At 64.1% G+C, this 15,602-nt stretch carries 16 protein-coding genes; 5 read left to right on the forward strand and 11 right to left on the reverse strand.

From position 1 onward, the window contains the following. Positions 1-12: 12 nt before the first annotated feature. The 3 genes from coaBC to ubiE form a co-directional block, all read right to left on the reverse strand. The gene (coaBC, locus tag AC3CCE_RS06470) at positions 13-1,479 is read right to left on the reverse strand and encodes a bifunctional phosphopantothenoylcysteine decarboxylase/phosphopantothenate--cysteine ligase CoaBC (RefSeq protein ID WP_352624739.1); all 1,467 of its coding nucleotides are present in this window, start codon (positions 1,477-1,479) and stop codon (positions 13-15) included. Between the two features lie 67 nt (positions 1,480-1,546). Further along, entirely contained in the window at positions 1,547-3,121 is a 1,575-nt protein-coding gene (ubiB, locus tag AC3CCE_RS06475) for a 2-polyprenylphenol 6-hydroxylase (protein ID WP_023671132.1), read from the reverse strand. A 31-nt stretch (positions 3,122-3,152) separates the two neighbouring features. Continuing rightward, positions 3,153-3,929: a bifunctional demethylmenaquinone methyltransferase/2-methoxy-6-polyprenyl-1,4-benzoquinol methylase UbiE gene (gene ubiE / locus AC3CCE_RS06480; protein WP_023747104.1), complete on the reverse strand. Its 777-nt coding sequence runs from the start codon at positions 3,927-3,929 to the stop codon at positions 3,153-3,155. Between the two features lie 134 nt (positions 3,930-4,063). Here ubiE and AC3CCE_RS06485 point away from each other — a divergent pair, with 134 nt between their 5' ends. The 3 genes from AC3CCE_RS06485 to AC3CCE_RS06495 all read left to right on the forward strand — a co-directional run bounded on the left by AC3CCE_RS06485 (position 4,064) and on the right by AC3CCE_RS06495 (position 6,486). Continuing rightward, on the forward strand, positions 4,064-5,035 hold the full coding sequence (locus AC3CCE_RS06485; protein WP_023691857.1) for an adenosine deaminase: 972 nt from the start codon (positions 4,064-4,066) through the stop codon (positions 5,033-5,035). 128 nt (positions 5,036-5,163) lie between these two features. After that, positions 5,164-5,793 (forward strand): uracil phosphoribosyltransferase, encoded by a 630-nt coding sequence (upp, locus tag AC3CCE_RS06490; RefSeq protein ID WP_023671129.1) that lies wholly within the window; start codon positions 5,164-5,166, stop codon positions 5,791-5,793. 129 nt (positions 5,794-5,922) lie between these two features. Further along, positions 5,923-6,486 (forward strand): TIGR02281 family clan AA aspartic protease, encoded by a 564-nt coding sequence (locus AC3CCE_RS06495; protein ID WP_023695614.1) that lies wholly within the window; start codon positions 5,923-5,925, stop codon positions 6,484-6,486. Between the two features lie 9 nt (positions 6,487-6,495). Here the strand turns inward: AC3CCE_RS06495 and deoA are convergent, their stop codons facing one another. The 6 genes from deoA to AC3CCE_RS06525 form a co-directional block, all read right to left on the reverse strand. Then, positions 6,496-7,815 carry a thymidine phosphorylase gene (deoA, locus tag AC3CCE_RS06500; protein ID WP_352624742.1) on the reverse strand — a complete coding sequence of 440 codons (1,320 nt, stop codon included), beginning with the start codon at positions 7,813-7,815 and terminating at the stop codon, positions 6,496-6,498. Next, positions 7,815-8,633: a purine-nucleoside phosphorylase gene (locus AC3CCE_RS06505; protein ID WP_352510352.1), complete on the reverse strand. Its 819-nt coding sequence runs from the start codon at positions 8,631-8,633 to the stop codon at positions 7,815-7,817. The genes deoA and AC3CCE_RS06505 overlap by 1 nt, the downstream gene beginning before the upstream one ends. Before the next feature lie 12 nt (positions 8,634-8,645). After that, positions 8,646-9,038 (reverse strand): cytidine deaminase, encoded by a 393-nt coding sequence (cdd, locus tag AC3CCE_RS06510; RefSeq protein ID WP_023683183.1) that lies wholly within the window; start codon positions 9,036-9,038, stop codon positions 8,646-8,648. 107 nt (positions 9,039-9,145) lie between these two features. Continuing rightward, the gene (locus AC3CCE_RS06515; protein WP_023683182.1) at positions 9,146-10,117 is read right to left on the reverse strand and encodes an ABC transporter permease; all 972 of its coding nucleotides are present in this window, start codon (positions 10,115-10,117) and stop codon (positions 9,146-9,148) included. 1 nt (position 10,118) lies between these two features. Further along, positions 10,119-11,258: an ABC transporter permease gene (locus tag AC3CCE_RS06520; RefSeq protein ID WP_352624745.1), complete on the reverse strand. Its 1,140-nt coding sequence runs from the start codon at positions 11,256-11,258 to the stop codon at positions 10,119-10,121. Next, a complete protein-coding gene (locus AC3CCE_RS06525) occupies positions 11,255-12,787 on the reverse strand; it encodes an ABC transporter ATP-binding protein (RefSeq protein WP_352624747.1) in 1,533 nt (510 codons plus the stop codon). Before AC3CCE_RS06525 ends, AC3CCE_RS06520 begins: the two co-directional genes overlap by 4 nt. Positions 12,788-13,005: 218 nt before the next feature. Between AC3CCE_RS06525 and AC3CCE_RS06530 the strand changes: the two genes are divergently transcribed. Both AC3CCE_RS06530 and AC3CCE_RS06535 read left to right on the forward strand, forming a co-directional pair. Next, a complete protein-coding gene (locus AC3CCE_RS06530; RefSeq protein ID WP_352624979.1) occupies positions 13,006-13,212 on the forward strand; it encodes a SlyX family protein in 207 nt (68 codons plus the stop codon). Between the two features lie 13 nt (positions 13,213-13,225). After that, positions 13,226-13,639 carry a hypothetical protein gene (locus AC3CCE_RS06535; protein WP_352624749.1) on the forward strand — a complete coding sequence of 138 codons (414 nt, stop codon included), beginning with the start codon at positions 13,226-13,228 and terminating at the stop codon, positions 13,637-13,639. A gap of 315 nt (positions 13,640-13,954) precedes the next feature. On the opposite strand, the gene AC3CCE_RS06540 is transcribed toward AC3CCE_RS06535, so the two are convergent. Both AC3CCE_RS06540 and AC3CCE_RS06545 read right to left on the reverse strand, forming a co-directional pair. After that, on the reverse strand, positions 13,955-14,944 hold the full coding sequence (locus AC3CCE_RS06540; protein WP_023683177.1) for a BMP family lipoprotein: 990 nt from the start codon (positions 14,942-14,944) through the stop codon (positions 13,955-13,957). 252 nt (positions 14,945-15,196) lie between these two features. Next, positions 15,197-15,520 (reverse strand): hypothetical protein, encoded by a 324-nt coding sequence (locus AC3CCE_RS06545; RefSeq protein ID WP_023683176.1) that lies wholly within the window; start codon positions 15,518-15,520, stop codon positions 15,197-15,199. Between the last annotated feature and the right edge of the window lie 82 nt (positions 15,521-15,602).

Raw genomic sequence — 15,602 nt, forward strand, 5'->3', positions numbered from 1 at the left:
ACCGGCGGCCGCTCAGGCTTGCAAACGCTCGGCGATGAGCGCGGCGAGCCGCGCCGCCACCTCGCCCTTGCCCATCTCAGGCCATTCCTCGACACCGTCCTTCGAGACGATGCGCACCTTGTTGCGGTCGCCGCCCATGACGCCGGTGGGGCCGACGCCGCTTTCATGCGAGACATCGTTGGCGACAATGAAATCGGCGCCCTTCTTCTTCAGCTTGGCCTCGGCATTCGCAATCAGGTCCTGCGTCTCGGCGGCGAAGCCGACAACCAGCCCCGGCCGTTGCCCGTGATGACCGACGCCGGCGAGAATGTCGGGGTTTTCGACCATTTGCAGCGCCGGTGGGCCCTGGCCCGCCACCTTCTTGATCTTCTCGCCGGCCGTGCCAGCGGTGCGCCAGTCGGCGACGGCAGCTACGAAGACCGCGGCGTCCGCCGGCAACAACTGTTCGACGGCCGCCTTCATCTCGGCCGCGGTCTCGACATGCGTCGTCACAACGCCGGCCGGATCGGCAATGCTGACCGGACCGGAGATCAGGCGTACATCCGCGCCCAGTCTTGCCAGCGCTGCCGCAATCGCATGGCCCTGCTTGCCCGAAGAGCGGTTGGCGATGTAGCGCACCGGGTCGATCGGCTCATGCGTCGGCCCCGAGGTGACGATGATCCTGCGGCCGGCCAGCGGCTTCGGCCTGCTGTCGAGCAGTGCCTCGATCACTGCCACGATGTCCAGCGGCTCGGCCATGCGGCCTTCGCCCACCTCATTGCTCTCGGCCATCTCGCCCCTGGCCGGGCCGACAAAGGCGATGCCGTCCTTGGCGAGCGTCGCCCGGTTGCGGCGCGTCGCGGCATGCGACCACATTTTCGGGTTCATCGCCGGCGCCATCAGCACCTTCTTGTCGGTGGCGAGCAGCACCGTCGAGGCCAGATCGTTGGCATGGCCGTTGGCGAGCTTGGCCATCAGGTCGGCGGTGGCCGGCGCCACCACCAAGAGGTCGGCCTCGCGCGACAGGCGGATATGGCCAACATCGTGCTCGTCACTGCGGTCGAAGAGTTCGGTGAAGACATGGTCGGCCGAAAGCGCGCCGACCGAAAGCGTGGTGACGAACTCCTGCGCCGCCGATGTCATCACGACGCGCACCGCCGCACCGCGCTCGCGCAGCCGGCGGATCAGGTCCAGCGCCTTGTAGGCGGCGATGCCGCCGCCGATGATCAGCAGGATGCGCTTGCCGTCGAGGGTGTTGTGCGTTTTTGTGGATTGACCTCGCTGGGACAGATCGTTGTCAAAACCTCCATGAGGCTCAACCAGGCGGCGGATTGTTGCATAGAGGGTTTCGCTCTCGGGCATGCCGGCTTCCGCCGACAGCACGCTTTTGGCAAGCGCATCACGCGCCTCTTCCTCCATCGACACCCCGCGCGCCGCAGCGCGCTCACGCAATTTCTGCTTCACGTCGTCAGCTAGATTGCGGACAGTAATGGTGCCCATGACTTGCTCCGCGACATCAATAGCGCGACTGCAACGCTAGCACCACAGTTGCTAGCGATGCAAGCGATCAGAGCAGCTTCCACGCGATATACACCAGCGTCAGCGCGATCACCCATAGCGCCAGCCGGCCCGAGCGGGTGTAGCGCGCTTCGGCCTTACCGATGGCGCGCGATGTCGCTTCGTCGAAGCGGAGGCCGTGCTCCGCCATAAAATCGATCTCGCGTGACAGCCGCTCGGTGCGGGCGGCAAGATCGGGCGCCTGGCGGGCCAGCGCCAGCAGCGCCTTGGCGCCGTCGCGCGCGTCCATCAGCAGGCCGCTCGGCCCGAGATTGCCGGCGATCCACTGGCCGACCACCGGCTCGGCCGTCTTCCACATGTTGAAGGCCGGGTCGAGCGTGCGTGCGACGCCTTCGACCACCACCATGGTCTTCTGCAACAGGATCAGTTCCGACCGCGTGGCCATATCGAACAGTTCGGTGACCTCGAAGAGCAGCGTGAGAAGCTTCGCCATCGAGATGGTTTCAGCCGGCTGGCCATGGATCGGCTCGCCGATGGCGCGAATGGCCTGCGCGAAAGCCGCGACATTGTGCTGGCGCGGCACGTAGCCGGCCTCGAAATGCACCTCGGCGACGCGCAGATAGTCGCGCGTGATGAAGCCGTAGAGGATTTCGGCGAGGAACCGGCGCTCCTTCTTGCCGAGCCGTCCGGCAATGCCGAGATCGACGGCGACGATATTGCCATTGGCCTCGACGAACAGATTGCCTGGATGCATGTCGGCATGGAAGAAGCCGTCCCGCAGCGTGTGACGCAGGAACGACTGGATCAGGTTGGTGGCGATCGCCTTCAGATCGTGCCCCGCCGCAGCGAGCCCGGCGATGTCGTTCATCTTGACGCCGTCGACCCATTCCATGGTCAGCACATCGCGCCCGGTGCGCTCCCAGTCGACCGACGGCACGCGGAAGCCCGGATCGTCCTTGGTGTTTTCGCCCAGTTCCGAAAGTGCGGCCGCCTCGAGGCGAAGATCCATCTCGATCTTGGTGGTCTGCGCCAGCGTCTCGGTCACCTCGACCGGCCGCAGCCGGCGCGACGACGGGATGTATTTCTCCTGCAGCCGGGCGGCGAGGAAATAGCTTTCGAGATCCTGGAAGAAGCGGCGGCGCACGCCAGGCCGGATCACCTTCACCGCCACCTTGGTATCGACACCGTCATGCATGGCCTGCGCGGGATGGACCTGGGCGATGGAGGCCGCCGCGACCGGCCCGCCGAACTGCGTATAGAGTTCGCCGATCTTGCGCCCGAGCGAGCCCTCGATCGCCGCCACCGCTTCCGCCTGCGAAAAAGTGTGCATCTTGTCCTGCAGCATGGCGAGGTCGAGCGCCATGTCGTTGCCGACGACATCAGGCCGCGTCGCCAGGAACTGGCCGAGCTTGACGTAGGAGGGTCCGAGCCGGACCACCGCCTTGGCCAGCCGGTCGCTGCGCTCATAAGCGAGTGCGCGGCGGCGGGTGAAGAGCCGGGCCATGCGCCAGCCGAATTTCGGCAGGCCGCCGAGTTCGTCGCCCGGCAATGCTGCGATCACGCCTTCGCGAACCAGCACCCAGCCGGCCCGTGCGAGCCGAAAGGCGGCGCCGACGCTGCTCATCGCCTACCCTGCTGCTGCAAACTGTGGTGCCTCAAAGCTTCCAGCCCGAATGCAGGGCGGCAATGCCGCCGGAATAGTTGCGGAACGACACGCGCTCGAAGCCCGCGCGGGTGATCATGGCAGCAAAGTTCTGCTGATTGGGAAATTTGCGGATCGATTCGACTAGGTAGGAATAGGGTTCGCCCTCGCCCGTCACCATCTTGCCGATCTGCGGAATGGCGTTGAACGACCAGGCTTCGTAGACCTTGTCCAGCAGCGGCATCTCGACCTCGGAAAACTCCAGGCACAGGAACCGTCCGCCGGGCTTCAGCACGCGAAAGGCTTCCGTCAGCGCGACATCGATGCGCGGCACGTTGCGGATGCCGAATGCGATGGTGTAGGCGTCAAAGGTGCTATCGGTGAAAGGCAGTTCCTCGGCATTGGCCTCGACGAAATCGGTGTTGCCGGACAGGCGCTTTTTCTCCGCGCGGTCACGGCCGACGCTGAGCATCGAGCCGTTGATGTCGAGCACCGTGGCATGCGTGTTGCCATGGCTGGCGTCTACAATGCGGAAGGCGATGTCGCCGGTGCCGCCCGCCACGTCAAGCACTTTCCAGCCCGGACGTTTCGGCGGATTGAGCCATGTCACCATGGCATCCTTCCACAGCCGGTGCAGCCCGGCCGACATCAGGTCGTTCATCAGGTCGTAGCGGTTCGCCACCTTGTGGAAAACATCGTTGACCAGAGGCTGCTTGTCGCCTGGCCCTACCTTCTTGAAACCATAGGAGGTTTCCATGCCGCCCGCGGCCGTGGTTCTCTCAACTGACATTATTTTGATCCGTCATAAAACCGGCGGGACCATAGCCGATCGATGGTGCGGGCGCTATTGTTTAAGACGCGGTGTTCGGCCGCGCTTCCAGGTGGTGGGCTTTACGGCCTGGACTGATGAGACGGGATAACTGCATGCCTTTGAAAGCAGAACTGCACTGCCACATCGAGGGGGCAGCGGCGCCCGAACTCGTCATCCGTCAGGCGCAGAAATACGGCAAGGACACCTCGCCCTATATCCAGAACGGCTCCTTCGTCTGGCATGATTTCACCTCGTTCCTGGCGGCTTATGATTTTTCCGCCGACCTGTTCCGCACCGAGGAGGATTATGCCCGCCTCGCCGACCATTATCTGACCAGCCTTGCCCGCGACGGCGCCATCTATTCCGAGGTCTTCACCTCGCCCGACCATGCCGTCAGGGCCGGCCTGTCGCCCAAGGCCTATACCGATGCGCTCGGCGAAGGCATGCTGCGCGCCAAAGCCAAGACCGGCATAGAGGGCCGCATGATCGTCACCGGCGTACGCCATGTCGGCGTCGAATCGATCGAGCAGGCGGCGCGTTTTGCGGCGCGCTGCGGAAATCCGCTGGTCACCGGCTTCGGCGTCGCCGGCGACGAACGCATGGGCGAGATGGAGGATTATGTCAGGGCTTTCGAGATCGCCCGTGAAGCGGGTCTTGGCATCACCATCCATGCCGGCGAGTTGACCGGCTGGGAGACGGTGCAGGCCGCACTCGACCATATCCGCCCGTCGCGCATCGGCCATGGCGTGCGCGCCATCGAAAACCCCGATCTGGTGCGGCGCATCGCCGATGAGGGCATCGTGCTGGAATGCTGCCCCGGCTCCAACATCGCGCTCAAGGTCTACGACAGTTTCGCCGATCACCCTTTCCCTGCGCTGCAGGCAGCCGGCTGCAAGGTGACGCTGAATTCTGACGACCCGCCCTATTTCTGGACTTCGCTGAAGCGCGAATACGACATCGCCGCCGAGCATTTCGCCATGAACGAAAAGGCGCTGGCCGCCATCACCCGAACCGCGATCGAGGCGGCTTTCGTCGACAGGAAGACGAAAAGCGCGCTGCTTGCCCGGCTCGATGCGAAGAGGTGACTGGTGACTGGTGATTGGTTTGCCGGCGCTTCGGCCTGTCAACGGCAATGATCGATCCATCGGGACTCGCAAACCTGCTCACTATTCACTATTCACTATTCACTATTCACCATTCACTGGAGCAACCCATGCAGGGCGTCACCGTCGTCGACCACCCGCTTGTCCAGCACAAGCTCACCATCATGCGCAAGAAGGAGACGTCGACCGCTGGCTTCCGGCGGCTGCTGCGCGAGATCTCGCTGCTGCTCGGCTACGAGGTCACCCGCAACCTCGAACTGACGACGACGACCATCGAAACCCCGATGGAAACCATGGAAGCGCCGACGCTGGAAGGCAAGAAGCTGGTCTTCGCCTCGGTGCTGCGCGCCGGCAATGGCCTGCTCGAAGGCCTGCTCGACCTGGTCCCGGCGGCCCGCGTCGCCCATGTCGGCCTCTACCGCGATCACGAAACGCTGGAGGCGGTGGAATATTTCTTCAAGGCGCCGAGCGATCTCGCCGACCGGCTGGTGATCGTCGTCGATCCGATGCTGGCGACCGCGAACTCGGCCATCGCGGCCATCGACAAGCTGAAGGAGCGCGGCGCCACCAACATCCGTTTCCTTTGCCTGCTGGCGGCGCCAGAAGGCATCGAGCGCTTCACCAAGGCGCATCCGGATGTCCCGGTCTTTACCGCTTCCATCGACCGCCAGCTCAACGAGAAGGGCTACATCATGCCCGGCCTCGGCGATGCCGGCGACCGCATGTACGGAACCAAATGACGGCGGCTGGCAAGGCCAGCTGACATCCAGTCGTTTACCGCCCGTTTACGCAAAGCCGCGGTTTCGGGTTGGCGTTAAAGCGGCACACACCATACGTGGGCAAGAATGGGCCTTCACGAAGGTCCATTCATGCTGCGCAAGCTTGTCATTCTGGGCGTGTTCGCCGGAACGTCGGCATCGATCCCGATCGTCTATCAGTCGAATCCGCAGATTCTCGACAACCTGTTGAAGTCGACCGTCGCCGGCAAGCCGTCCGCGCAGCCTCAGCCCGAACTGAACATGGCCTCGGTTCCCGGCAAGCCGGCCGCACCGCTGCCCACTGGGCGCAAAGTATTGGTGGCGGCTGACGAGCGCGGCCATTTCACCTCCGCCTTCAAGCTCAACGGCCGCCAGGTCGACGGCATGATCGACACCGGCGCCACTTTGGTCGCCATCAACACCTCGACGGCGCGCCGCATCGGCATCTCGCTCAACCCGTCGGACTTCAACCAGCAGGTCAACACCGCCAATGGCGCGATCAGGGCCGCCGTGGTCAACATCGATCGCCTGCAGATCGGCAAGATCAGCGTCGACAACGTCCAGGCGGTAGTGCTCGACGACAAGGCTCTGCGCACCAACCTCATTGGCATGAGCTTTTTGCAGCGGCTGGCAAAATACCAGGTCGAAAACGGCACACTGTTGCTGGTGCAGTAGCGCGTTCCGCTACCCGCGCGGCAGCACGCGCCGGATGACAGTCTTGTCGGCGGCTGGTTTCGACACCCCGATCGTATAGGCCGAAAGCACGGCGGCTGCGGCCGCTTCGGCCTCCGCTTGCGTGCGGGCGTGGACGAGCGCCAGCGGCTCGCCGGCCCGCACCTCGGCGCCGAGCGGCAGCAGCCTGGTGATGCCGACCGCATGGTCGATCCTGTCGTCCGGCCGCGTACGCCCGCCACCGAGCCCGACCACAGCAAGGCCGATATCGCGGGTGGCAATAGCGGTGGCAAAACCGTTGCCTGTCGCCTTGACCGCAAACTCCACCGCCGCTTTCGGCAGGTATTTTTCCGGCTTCTCGACGAAATCGGCGGGACCGCCAAGGGCTGCGACCATACGCGCGAAGGCGGCTGCCGCGCGGCCGCCGGCCAGCGTCTCGGCCGCGCGCCTGAGACCGTCCTGATTGGACGACGCCAGCCCTGCCGATTGCAGCATCTCGGCGGCCAGCGCCAGCGTCACATCCTCCAGTCGCTTGTCGCGGAACCTTCCGGTGAGGAAATCGACGGCGTTGCGCACCTCGACCGCGTTGCCGGCCGCCGACGCCAGCGGCTCGTTCATACCGGTGACCAGCGCCGAGGCCTTCAGGCCGGCGCCGTTGGCGATCTCGACCAGGCTGTTGGCCAGTGCTGTCGCGTCGCGCGACTTCTCCATGAAGGCGCCATTGCCGACCTTGACGTCGAGCACCAGCGACCGCAGGCCGGCCGCGAGTTTCTTCGACAGGATAGAGGCAGTGATCAGCGGCACCGATTCCACCGTTCCGGTCACATCGCGGATCGCATAGAGCCGACGGTCGGCGGGCGCGAGATCGGCGGTCTGGCCGATGATGGCACAGCCGGTCTCGAGCACCGTCTTGCGGAAGCGCGCGATATCCGGCTGGCTGATATAGCCCGGGATGGCATCCATCTTGTCCAGCGTGCCGCCGGTATGGCCAAGGCCCCTGCCGGAGATCATCGGTACATAGGCGCCGCAAGCGGCGACGATCGGCGCCAGCATCAGCGAGACATTGTCGCCGACGCCGCCGGTCGAATGTTTGTCGGTGACCGGACCCGGCAGGTCGGACCAGTCGAGCACATCGCCGGAATCGCGCATGGCGAGCGTCAGCGCCACCGCCTCGTCGCGGTTCATGCCGTTGAAGAACACTGCCATGGCAAAGGCGCCGACCTGGCCGTCCGAGACGCTGCCCGAAGTCACGCCCGCGACAAAAGCCGAAATCTCCTGCGCGGACAGTTTCTGGCCGTCGCGCTTGCGGCGGATGATTTCCTGCGGAAGCATCAGGCGGCGCCCTTCGGCTCCGGCAACCCATCCTGGAACACATGCGCAAGGATCGTCGCCAGCCGTGCGCCGCCGATCGGCGCCATGTCCTTGGTCTCCTGGTGCGACAGTTCCGCCCCGGTCATCCCGGCGGCGAGATTGGTGATCACCGAACAAGCGGCTACGCGAAGCCCAAGGAAGCGGGCGAGAATGACCTCCGGCACGGTCGACATCCCTACCGCATTGGCGCCCATGACGCGCGCCATGCGGATTTCAGCAGGGGTTTCGAAACACGGACCGGAAAACCACATATAGACGCCCTTGTGCAGCGCCGTCCCTGTCGCCTTCGCCGCCCGTTCGATCGCCGCGCGCAAGCCGGCATCATAGGCTTCGGTCAGGCCGACGAAGCGGCGGTCGCTCGGCTCGCCGATCAGCGGGTTGGAGCCGGAGAAATTGATGTGGTCGGTGATCAGCATCACCGATCCTGGCAGCATGTCGGGATCGACCGAGCCGGCGGCATTGGTAAGGATCAGCTTGGTGATGCCGATGCCGGCAAGCACCTCCAGCGCCGGCCGCATTGCAGCAGCAACGCCGTGCTCGTAATAATGGGCGCGGCCGGACAGCATCAGCACCGGCGTGCCGGCGAAAAGCCCCGCGGCCACCTCGCCGGCATGGCCAGTCACCCCGCTGCGGGGGAAACCCGGCAGGTCGGCATAAGAGATGCGCACGGCATTTTCGACCTGGTCGACAAGCCCGCCAAGGCCCGACCCCAGCACCATCGCCGTTGTCGGCGCCAACCCGTCCAGCCTTTCAACGAGGTGGTCCAGAGCTTCCTTCATATCAGCCAACTCTCACTTCAAAATGTCGCCACGAAACCCGTAGGGCAGCATGTCGCCCATCGTCACGGTCTCGACCACGCCGGTGTTGTCGCAAAGATAGAGCTTCGTGTCCGGCCGGCAGAACTCCGCCAGCCTTTGCCGGCAGCCGCCACAGGGCGAGCATTTGGCCATGCGCGAGGCAATGACGGCGATCTCGACGATCTTGCCGCCGCCGCCCATGATGTAATGGCCGAGCGCCGTGGTCTCGGCGCACCAGCCTTCCGGATAGGACGCGACCTCGATGTTGGCGCCGGTGAAGACACGGCCGTCTTCGGTGCGCAACGCCGCACCCACCGGAAACTTCGAATAGGGCGCGTAGGCCTTGGCCATGGCCTCCTGCGCGGCTTCGAACAGATCATGCGACATCTAGACGTTCTCTCCGACGATCGTGGTCAAAACCCGGCCATTTGCGTTTTCCTAGCGCCTTTCGAGCACCAGCCGCATGTTCGACACAGTGCTCCTGGGCGCCCGGATCAACGTTCCTTGACATAAGGCACGCCGCCGGCGCGCGGCGGGATCGCCTTGCCGATGAAGCCGGCAAGCAGGATCACGGTCAGCACATAGGGCAGCGCCTGCATGAACTGCACCGGCACCTTGCCGATCAACGGCAGCGGCGAACCCTGCAGGCGGATCGCCGCCGCGTCGAGGAAGCCGAACAGAAGGCAGGCGAACATAGCGTTGACCGGCCGCCATTTGGCGAAGATCAGCGCCGCCAGTGCGATGTAGCCCTTGCCTGCGGTCATGTCCTTCACGAAGCCGCCATTCTGCACCATCGAGAGGTAGGCGCCGGCAATGCCGGTCAGCACGCCGGTGCAGATCAGGGCCCGGTAGCGCAGCCAGGCGACCGAGATGCCGGCGGTGTCGACGGCGGCCGGGTTCTCGCCGACGGCGCGTAGGCGCAGGCCGAAGCGGGTGCGAAACAACACCCACCAGGTGAACGGCACCATGGCGAAAGCGAGATAGACCAGGATCGAATGGCCCGAGAGCAGCTCGGAATAGATCGGCCCGATGATGGGCACATCGTGGATCGCGGCAGCACCAGGCAGAGTGATGGCCTCGAAGCGCTCGCCCGGCTGTAGCGCCGGCGTTCGCCCGCCCTGCTGGAACCAGGCCTGGCCCAGAATGATGGTCGAGCCGGCGGCGACGAAGTTGATTGCCACACCGGAGACGATCTGGTTGCCGCGATGGGTGATCGAGGCGAAGCCGTGCACCAGGGCAAAGGCGACCGACATCACGATCGCCATGCCGAGACCGAGGAAGGCCGAATGGAAGACCGAAGCGGCGGCCGCACCTGCAAAGGCGCCGACCAGCATCTTGCCTTCCAGCCCGATGTCGAAAACGCCGGCGCGTTCCGAATAGAGGCCGGCGAGGCAAGCGAGCAGCAGCGGCACCGACAGGCGTATGGTCGAGTCCAGGATCTGCACGATGGCGATGAAGACGTCCATCTCAGGCGCCCTTCCCTTTGACAGCTTCGATGCCGACCGACCTTGGACTGAACGAGGCGAACAGCGCCTGGACGTAGGGCCGGAACATGTGCTCCAGCGCACCGGCAAACAGGATGACCAGGCCTTGGATGATGACGATCATGTCGCGGGAAATCGCCGGCATTTCGAAGGCAAGTTCGGCGCCACCCTGGTAGAGCGTGCCAAACAGGATCGCCGCCAGCACGATGCCGACCGGATGCAGTCGGCCCATCAGCGCCACGGCGATGCCGACGAAGCCGGCGCCGGAGACGAAATCGATCGCCACATTGTGCTGGTCGCCCATCACCGGGTTCAGCGTCATCATGCCGGCCAGCGCGCCCGAAATCATCATCGCGATAATGATGATGCGGGTCTCCGAAATGCCGGCATAGCGCGCCGCCTTCGGGCTGTGCCCGTAGGTGCGCATCTCGTAGCCGAGCTTGGTGCGCCAGATCAGCAGCCAGACCAGGAATGCCATGAGCAGCGCCAGCAGGAAGCAGATGTTGAACGGCGCCGAGCGGATCTTGGCGCCGAACAGTTCGATGATCCAGTTGAGCTTGGGCAGTTCGGCGCCGGCGAGGAAGTTGCGCGTCTGCGGCGCCTGCGACGCTGCCGGCTTCAACGGCCCGACCAGGAGGTAGACCATGATCGAGGCCGCGATGAAGTTGAACATGATGGTGGTGATGACGATGTGCGACCCGCGCTTGGCCTGCAGATAGGCCGGGATCAGCGCCCACAGCGCACCGACGGCGGCTCCGGCGACGATCGCCAGCGGAAAGGTCAGCCACCACGGCAGCACAGTGTCGAAGGCGAGGCAGACCACACCCACGCCAAGGCCGGCAATATAGGCCTGGCCCTCGGTCCCGATGTTGAACAGGCCGCAATGCGCGGCCACCGCCACCGACAGGCCGGTGAAGATGAAGGTGGTGGCATAGAACAGCGTGAAGGCAATGCCGGTTCCCTTGCCGAAAGCGCCCTCGACCAGGATGACGGCGGCACGAAACGGGTTTTCGCCGACCAGCATGACGACGAAACCGGCAACGATGAAGGCCACTGACAGATTGATCAGCGGGATCAGCCCATAATCGGCCCAGGCCGGCAGTTTGGCGTAAGGCGTGCTCACTCTGCCGCCTCCTGGCGATCGACGCCTGCCATCAGCAGACCAAGCTCGCCTTCGGTCGCCTCGGGGCCACGTTCGCCGACGATGCGCCCGGCAAACATCACCAGGATGCGGTCGGACAGCGAACGGATCTCGTCGAGCTCGACCGACACCACCAGCACCGCCTTGCCCTGGTCGCGCATGGCAATCAGCCGCTTGTGGATGAATTCTATGGCGCCGACATCGACGCCGCGTGTCGGCTGGCCGACGATCAGAACACCGGGATCCTGCTCCATTTCTCGCGCCAGCACGATCTTCTGCTGGTTGCCGCCGGAGAAATTCGCCGTCTTCAGACGCGGATTGCCGGGACGGATATCGTACTTCTCGATCTTGTCCTTGGCATCGGTCATGATGGCGTCGATGTTGAGGAACGGCCCTTTGAGGTAGCGCGGGTCGTCATGGTAGCCGAGGATCGAATTCTCGTTCTCCTCGAAGGCCAGCACCAGGCCGACATGATGGCGGTCCTCCGGCACATGGGCGAGCCCACGGTCGCGCAACTCGCCGGGATCGGCGGCCCCGGTCAGGTCGATCGGCTTGCCATCGAGCATCACCGAGCCGGAAACCGCGCGCCTGATGCCGGAAATCGCCTCGAGCAGTTCGGACTGGCCGTTGCCTGCGACACCGGTAATGCCGACGATCTCGCCGGCGTGGATATCGAAGGAGATGTCGTCGACCATGGTGACGCCGCGCTGGTCTTTCACCGTCAGGTTCTTGACGGCCAGCTTGACCGCGCCGGCCTCCGTCTCGCCCTTTTCGACCCGCAGCAGCACGCGCCGTCCGACCATCAGTTCGGCCAGTTCGCCGACTGTCGTCTTGCTGGTCTCGCGCGTCGCCACCATCGTGCCCTGGCGCATGACCGAGACATTGTCGGTGATGGCCATGATCTCGCGCAGCTTGTGGGTGATCAGCACCACCGTTTTCCCCTGGTCCTTCAATTGCCTGAGGATGCGAAACAGATGGTCGGCCTCGGCCGGCGTCAACACGCCCGTCGGCTCGTCGAGAATCAGGATTTCGGCGCCGCGATAAAGCGCCTTCAGGATCTCGACACGCTGCTGCAGGCCGACCGGCAATTCCTCGATGATGGCGTCGGGATCGACTTCCAGCCCGTATTCGCGCTCGAGCCGCTCCAGTTCGGAGCGCGCCTTGGCGATGCTCTTTTTCAACAGCGCATCGCTTTCGGCGCCGAGGATGATGTTTTCCAGCACGGTGAAATTGTCGACCAGCATGAAGTGCTGGTGCACCATGCCGATGCCGAGCGCGATGGCGTCGTTGGAGGTCTTGATCGACGCCGCCTTGCCGCCGACACGGATCTCGCCGCTGTCGGCCTGGTAGAAGCCGTAGAGGATCGACATCAGCGTCGACTTGCCGGCGCCGTTCTCGCCGACGATGCCGTGGATGGTGCCGCGTGCGATCTCCAGATTGATGTCGCGATTGGCGCGAACGGCGCCAAAACTCTTGTTGATGCCGATCAGTTCGATTGCGGCTTGCGCCATGCAGCCTGTCCCACTCTTATTTTTTTATCGCTTGGTCAAAACGCCTAGCATGATGCCCCACCCGTGCCAATTGGCGGCGCAGTGGCCACTCTCGACAAATCCCGGTGCGCTTGTCAATTTCGAACGTGGCCGCAGACCTTCACATTCACTAATATGCAAGGCTCAACAGTCGCATCATGCTGCAACTGCGTGCACCAGGACCTGGGGAGTTTCGAATGATCATGCCTGTCGACCGGCTGACGACGCTGGAAATCCGCGCCGCCGAGCAGGAAAAGATCATCGAGGAACTGTCGGGCCAGATCGCCGAACAGTGGACGGCGATCGAACGCATGCAGCGCAAGCTCGATGCGCTGACCGGGCGCTTCATGGCGCTGGAGGAACAGTCGGCCCCCGACGTGCCGATAACCAAACCGCCGCACTGGTAACAAGGAGAAGCCGATGGCCGGTGAAAGCGATCGCGTTGCGCGGGCGGGCGACTATGTGCTTGGCCTGATGAACGATCGCGACCGCGAGCGTGCCGAGCGCGACCTGGAGATCGATCCCGCCTTCCGCGACACGGTGATGCGGCTGGCCGAGCGCATGCATGTCTTCGACCGCACGGGGCGGCCCTCGGGCGCCGGCGATCGCTGGCGGCTGATTTCGCAACGCATCGCCGAACTGCCGCAGATGCGTGTGGTCGGCCAGGACGAAGCGAAGCCGGTGATCGGCAGACTGGAGCGGAAGCCCTATGGCGTCGGCGTGCATTCGCTCGGTGGCCGACGCGGCGCCGTCATCGCCATCGCGCTGATGGTGGTGTTTGCGCTGGGTTATCTCTTGGGCTTGTTGTCGACCGGCGGTGCGCTTCTGCCCTGACGTCCAAGGCAATCGCATATGGATTCTTGCGAAGAAGGACCCGCAACGCCGGAACTGCCGATCTCCCTCCTTGCGGGGGAGATGGCCGGCAGGCCAGAGGGGGGTGTGAAGGATCCAACCTGAATGGCTCCAGAATGAACCGTAATTGGCTGTTAGGCCGAGGGACAGCACCCCCCTCTGCCTTGCCAGGCATCTCCCCCGCAAGGGGGGAGATCGGACGTCGCCGAGACCTCCGCCAATCCTCAACGTCCTTTAAAGCCCTCAAACAAAACCGCCGGGCTTTCACCCGGCGGTTCGTAAGCGAATTCTTATCAATCAATACGGGCAGGCGTTGTCGGCGGTGTAGTCGTGCACCTGGATCGTGCCGGCGATGATGTCGGCCTTGGCCTTTTCGACGGCAGCCTTCATTTCGTCGGTGACCAGCGCCTTGTTGTTGTCGTCCATGGCGTAGTCGACGCCGCCCTCCTTGAGGCCGAGATTTTGCAGGCCGCCTTTGAAGGTGCCGTTCTTGCCGTCCATGAAGGCGGTGTAGACGGCCACGTCGACGCGCTTCAGCATTGAGGTCAGCACCTTGCCGGGCTGCAGGCCGTTCTGGTTGGAATCGACGCCGATGCCGAGCTTGCCGGCATCCGCCGCCGCCTGCAGCACGCCGACGCCGGTACCGCCGGCCGCGGCATAGACCACGTCGGAGCCCTGGTCGATCTGTGTCTTGGCGATCTCGCCGCCCTTGGCCGGATCGTTCCACGCCGCGGGCGTGTCACCGGTCATGTTCTGGATGACATCGGTCGCACCGGCCGCCTTGGCGCCGCCGACATAGCCGCATTCGAACTTGCGGATCAGCGGAATGTCCATGCCGCCGATGAAGGACACCTTCTTGGACTTCGAGGCCATCGCCGCCAGGATGCCGACGAGATAGGAGCCTTCGTTTTCCTTGAACACAAGCGAGCGGACATTGGGCATATCGACGGCATCGTCGATGATGGCGAAGTTGAGATCGGGATATTCCTTCGCGACCACCTTCAGCGCATCCTCCCAGGCAAACCCGGCCATGACGATCGGGTTGCGGCCGTCCTCGGCGAAGCGGCGCAGCGCCTGCTCGCGTTGCGAGGCGTTCGACACTTCGAACTCGACATAGGCGGTGCCGGTCTCGGTCTTGAACTTTTCGGCGCCGTGATAGGCAGCCTCGTTGAAGGATTTGTCGAACTTGCCGCCGAGATCGTAGAGGATGGCCGGCTGGACATCCGCGGCGAAAGCCGGAAGAACCATTGCGGTTGCGGCCAGGAGGCCGAGAACGATACGTTTCATGTGATCCACACCCTGTCGGTTATTTTTTTCCGTTACGCGCCGTCCGCCTGCCCGGTTCTCCGGCAGGCATGCGGCATCAGCCAGGAGTGTACTCCCCTCCCGCTCAAGGCAATCTGGCACGGCCCGAAACAAAATTCACGCGGAATTTTGACCTTTTGGAAAAGCATGCCCCCCGTTGGAAAAACATGCCCAATGCGGTGACAGCTGTGGACGATTGCCGCGTTGTCGTCGCAAGTCCGCTGGGACAACCCATCAGCCCGGCGCGAATTCTCCGCCGCGCCGCCGGCGCCGGTAGCCGATCGCATAGAGGATGAAGGCAAGCACCGCGAACACGGCAAACCCCGGCTGGGCAAGCACCCAGGCGATGCCGCCATCCCATATCATCGGATTGACCTTGGCGCGCACGAAGGTCTCGAAGGCCGCGCGGGTGTCGGGCGAAACCGCCAGCCAGCTCGAATTCAGCGGCGTCATGACCAATGTGGAAGCCGCCACCGAGCGCGTCGCGTCGAGCACGGCCATGATGACGGCGACCGAGAGTGCGATCATGGCCGCGAGGCGAAACAAAAAACGCAACATCGAAATCTTCCCCGGTCCTCAAGTTCCTCCCGAGGACCTTCCGGTCAAGGCGAGGAATAGAATGCGCACGCCCGGCGTGCAA

The sequence above is a fragment of the Mesorhizobium sp. P160187 genome (assembly GCF_057766425.1).

Bases quoted from the DNA above. Each gene is read 5' to 3' on its own strand.
- deoA (WP_352624742.1), bottom strand. From the start codon at position 7,815: ATGCTTCCGCAGGAAATCATCCGCCGCAAGCGCGACGGCCAGAAACTG.
- ubiE (WP_023747104.1), bottom strand. From the start codon at position 3,929: ATGTCAGTTGAGAGAACCACGGCCGCGGGCGGCATGGAAACCTCCTAT.
- AC3CCE_RS06495 (WP_023695614.1), top strand. From the start codon at position 5,923: ATGCTGCGCAAGCTTGTCATTCTGGGCGTGTTCGCCGGAACGTCGGCA.
- coaBC (WP_352624739.1), bottom strand. From the start codon at position 1,479: ATGGGCACCATTACTGTCCGCAATCTAGCTGACGACGTGAAGCAGAAA.
- AC3CCE_RS06540 (WP_023683177.1), bottom strand. From the start codon at position 14,944: ATGAAACGTATCGTTCTCGGCCTCCTGGCCGCAACCGCAATGGTTCTT.
- AC3CCE_RS06485 (WP_023691857.1), top strand. From the start codon at position 4,064: ATGCCTTTGAAAGCAGAACTGCACTGCCACATCGAGGGGGCAGCGGCG.
- AC3CCE_RS06525 (WP_352624747.1), bottom strand. From the start codon at position 12,787: ATGGCGCAAGCCGCAATCGAACTGATCGGCATCAACAAGAGTTTTGGC.
- upp (WP_023671129.1), top strand. From the start codon at position 5,164: ATGCAGGGCGTCACCGTCGTCGACCACCCGCTTGTCCAGCACAAGCTC.
- AC3CCE_RS06545 (WP_023683176.1), bottom strand. From the start codon at position 15,520: ATGTTGCGTTTTTTGTTTCGCCTCGCGGCCATGATCGCACTCTCGGTC.
- AC3CCE_RS06505 (WP_352510352.1), bottom strand. From the start codon at position 8,633: ATGAAGGAAGCTCTGGACCACCTCGTTGAAAGGCTGGACGGGTTGGCG.
- ubiB (WP_023671132.1), bottom strand. From the start codon at position 3,121: ATGAGCAGCGTCGGCGCCGCCTTTCGGCTCGCACGGGCCGGCTGGGTG.
- AC3CCE_RS06535 (WP_352624749.1), top strand. From the start codon at position 13,226: ATGGCCGGTGAAAGCGATCGCGTTGCGCGGGCGGGCGACTATGTGCTT.
- cdd (WP_023683183.1), bottom strand. From the start codon at position 9,038: ATGTCGCATGATCTGTTCGAAGCCGCGCAGGAGGCCATGGCCAAGGCC.
- AC3CCE_RS06515 (WP_023683182.1), bottom strand. From the start codon at position 10,117: ATGGACGTCTTCATCGCCATCGTGCAGATCCTGGACTCGACCATACGC.